The sequence below is a fragment of the Vibrio sp. 03_296 genome (assembly GCF_002265885.1).
In genome coordinates this window covers 1-3,857 of sequence record NZ_NPKW01000109.1, presented here as the reverse complement: position 1 = coordinate 3,857, position 3,857 = coordinate 1, and the positions used below count along the sequence as shown (strand labels likewise).

The 3,857-nt window shown below is 44.7% G+C and carries 4 protein-coding genes and 1 pseudogene; 2 read left to right on the top strand and 3 right to left on the bottom strand.

All coding sequences use genetic code 11. From position 1 onward, the window contains the following. The 3 genes from CIK04_RS13420 to CIK04_RS13410 form a co-directional block, all read right to left on the bottom strand. The coding region (locus CIK04_RS13420) for an HU family DNA-binding protein (RefSeq protein WP_176463336.1) at positions 1 to 138 on the bottom strand (138 nt) is incomplete at its 3' end. Positions 139 to 553: 415 nt separating this feature from the next. After that, a complete protein-coding gene (locus CIK04_RS13415) occupies positions 554 to 1,198 on the bottom strand; it encodes an isochorismatase family protein (protein WP_097353605.1) in 645 nt (214 codons plus the stop codon). Positions 1,199 to 1,210: 12 nt separating this feature from the next. Continuing rightward, complete coding sequence (locus CIK04_RS13410) at positions 1,211 to 1,924, bottom strand: NUDIX hydrolase (protein WP_026050558.1); 714 nt, start codon at positions 1,922 to 1,924, stop codon at positions 1,211 to 1,213. 277 nt (positions 1,925 to 2,201) lie between these two features. Here CIK04_RS13410 and pncB point away from each other — a divergent pair, with 277 nt between their 5' ends. Beyond that, on the top strand, positions 2,202 to 3,515 hold the full coding sequence (pncB, locus tag CIK04_RS13405) for a nicotinate phosphoribosyltransferase (protein ID WP_097353604.1): 1,314 nt from the start codon (positions 2,202 to 2,204) through the stop codon (positions 3,513 to 3,515). 156 nt (positions 3,516 to 3,671) lie between these two features. Then, a pseudogene (locus CIK04_RS13400) lies at positions 3,672 to 3,857 on the top strand (IS5/IS1182 family transposase); the annotation flags it as partial.

The following is a 3,857-nucleotide window of genomic DNA, read 5'->3' as shown; positions in this document are numbered from 1 at the left end:
TAGCTTTACCTGCTCGCCATTTTCTAGTGCCTTGCGAATTTCTTCAAAAAACACTTCAACCGTGTCCTTGGCGTCCCGTTTACTAAATCCTAGTGTTTCAAACAGGTTCTCTGCCAAATCGGCTTTTGTGAGCGCCATAAAACTTTCCTCAAAGCTAAGTTATACCTTGCTACACAGTGGGTAGCGCCAAAGCAATTTGCCCTACCAATCAACAACATATCGGGCTTACAACGGAAAGTGTATGCCAAGCTTCTGATTTACGCCAACTTTTTATTTGATCTAAATCGCGCATTGAAATCAAAAAAACAGCGCTAGAGTGTCAATTTTTGAAGCAATTCAACAAAAAATGTAATAAAGAAAACACTTATAAAGACTAAACAACTAAACTTAAGTCAAATTACGAAATTTTTATCTATTTGATATTTTCGTTAGCTATCGCATGTTTTTTCACCACCCTGACAAAACCTTCCTTTTTATCAGTAAGTTGCAACCGCAATAACATGCACATAAATAGGATAACACCCTAGCTATTTGTTTCAAAAATAGCAGTATTTCATTCGTGCAGTTGCACTTGATTCACATCATCGATACAGATAACGCCAAGCGCCGTTAAGTGACTGAGCACCTGTGCGTTGTTTTCTGGAAACACTGCGCGAGTTGACGCCAAATTTAGAATCACCTTAAAACCTGCGGCAACAAGCTGTTCAATGGACTTCTTCACGCAAAAGTCCAGTGCCAACCCACCGACAAGCACAGTATCTATTCCGTGGGTACGCAGGAACTCAATTCCCCCTGTCGATAGCGTATCGGCTTGGTCATGATAAAATGCCCCGTATGGGTGGGCATCGGGATCGATACCTTTATTCATTTGGAAATCGTACTCTCGAATAGCCGGTAAACCCGGCAACAATTCGACACCCTGCGTACCGACAATACAATGCTGATTCCATTTAATATCCACTTCCGGAAGACCAACCGGCTCTAACATGTTTGCAGGCGTTTCAGCTTCCCACGCAGCTCCCGGAGGATGCATATCGCGCGACACTAACTTTAACTTTGTTTTTGTGTGATTCTGCTTTAACGCTTCAACAATTTCTAACGCACCGGAGACAGGAAGCTCATTCGGGCATAACTCACTAAACCCTTGTTGCGGATCCACATCTAACGACGCGGTGCGATTTTTAAAGATATCTACCATGTTTAACTCCCTTTAACGCAAGCAAGTTTGAAAATAGGTTACGTGCTTATGCGCTAAGCTATAAACTTGAGCGGGCTTGCCTCCTTTCCCCTTATTGGTCGAGGCAATTTTATTCGCGCTAACGATCACACCAGTGTCGATCAAGCGTCGCTTGATCGTCATGCGGTTCACATCCACACCAAACTTGGCGTAGGCATGAATGATGTCAGAAACGAGAAACTCTTTTTCGAGTGCAAACAAAACCACCGAAGTGTATTCGATCGCGGCACGTAATTTGGTCCATGCGAGGCGAATTAAATCAGCATGGTCAAAGGCCAGCGCCACTTTACCTTGCAGTACCGACTCAAGCGCGAACCAAGCCAATTGCTGATCGCACAAACCACAGTTTTGAATTTGTTCGATATTGGTTTGATTAAGTAATGCATAGTGAGCGATGGTCACGCTCCAACCATGGGGATCGCGCTTTGGGTTACCATCCACCATCGGCTCACTGATGTAGTGAGGATAGGTATGGATTTTTTGTCGACAGATACGACGTCGCGCAGAGTCAAAATCAGCGTCGGCGGGTTGTCCTCCCTCTTGGGATAAATCGTGTTCAAACACAAATCCTCCCGGAATAGACCACATGCCATGCTGTGGTCGCTCAGGATTGGTGCGCTTAATCAGCAGAACTTCCAACCCTTTCTCACCTAGCTTCAGGCAAATCATGTCAATCGTAACAATCATACGCTAACTCTTAAATATCAAACTGGCACTACAATACTGAGACGCTCCTATAGGGTCAATAGGAAAGTACACTTTTGTTCCTAACTTTGATTTATACCTAGTCATTCGATTCCCATTGTACTTTACTCACCCAAGAAGAGAATCAAATTGGCCGATACTAGCCTCACCGAGCCATGAGACGTTAGTAACAAAAATTGACAAACTACACTCTCTCATTTAGAGTTCAGCACATTAATGAACAAAATGTTCTTAACCTAAATAGGGTGAAAACAGATACATGTGCGCGCCACTTTTTCAACCAGCCATTATTCAAAGTGTTCTTGATTTAGATGTCTATAAAATCAATATGATGCAAGCCGCGTATCGATTTTATCCTCAAACGCAAGTGCGCTACGAACTGATCGTTCGCTCGGATGACAACTTGTCTGATTTAGTGGAAGAGGTTCGTGCGGAAATCGACCGCCTCGCAGAACTTCGCTTTGATGCTGCCCAACTGGCTTACTTGGCAGAGAAAGCGCCCTATTTAAGGGCAGAGTTTCTCTCCTATTTAGAAACCTTCCGCTTCCACCCTCAGCAACAAGTCTCTGTTGGTATTTTCCGTACCGCACAGGGCGATTGCCAGCTCAGAGTCACCATAAACGGTATTTGGCACGAAACCATTCTCTATGAAACCTTAGTGATGAGTATTATCTCAGAGCTGCGCAATCGTCGTTATTGGGCACAAATACCCCAGTCTCAACTGCGCAAGGTATTAGAGGACAAACTGGACTTTTTAGATTCGGAACTTAAACGCCGTAATATTACTCATTTCCGCTTCTCTGAGATGGGGACACGACGCCGATTTAGCTTTGCTGCGCAAAAAACGATGCTTGACGTATTACGTGCGCGAGTGCCAGAGCACCTCTTAGGCACCAGTAATTATCACCTTGCTCAAGAGTTCCATTTAACGCCAATTGGTACGGTAGCACATGAATGGACCATGGCGCATCAAGCGCTTGTTGCTGTTCAACACTCTCAACGTGTTGCATTAGACAAATGGCTTGAAGCGTTTGATGGCAGCCTTGGCATCGCTTTAACCGACACCATCGGTATTGATGCGTTTCTTAGCGATTTTGACCGAGACAAAGCCACTGCCTATGCAGGCGTCAGACACGATTCCGGCAATCCATTTGTTTGGGGAGATAAAATCATCGCCCACTACGAAAGTCTAGGCATCGACCCAACCACTAAATCCTTGATTTTTACCGATGGACTGGATTTTGCGCGTGCGCTTGATATTTGCGAGTATTTCGCCGGACGCGCACAGATAAGTTTTGGCATTGGCACTTTCCTCGCCAATGATATGGGCAATTGGACCAATGACAAAGGCACCCGTTACCAACCGATATCAATGGTGGTCAAGATGGCAGAATGTAATGGCTCCCCGGTGGCAAAAATCAGCGACGAGCCAGAGAAAGCTATGTGTGAAGACATCTTCTTCTTGATGAACCTCAAACAACGCTTTGGCTTAGAAGTGGATCTCGATAAAGCGATCGAGACGCTAAAGCAGATGAAACGTCAGCAGAAAAAGCGTATTCAAAGCGTCGCTTAAAACAAGTTTGCCCCCGTCCTCTCATTGCACCTTTCGTAGCGATTGACGACAGACATAAAAAAACCTGCCAGTTGGCAGGTCAGACTGCTGACAAAGGTCTAGCTTTCGAGCTAGACCTTTGATCTAATAGGGGTATCGAAATATGGATACTCCGATATGCTTCAAGAACCCACCCCGCAACAATACGAACTGGAAATGGTGACGATGGAACAGTTAGTTCCTAAAGACCATTTAGTGCGCAAAATCGATAATGCTATCGACTTTGAATTCATTCGTGATGAAGTCGCTCATCTTTATTGTAAAGATAATGGGCGTCCACCTGTTGACCCTGTTCGTCTCTTC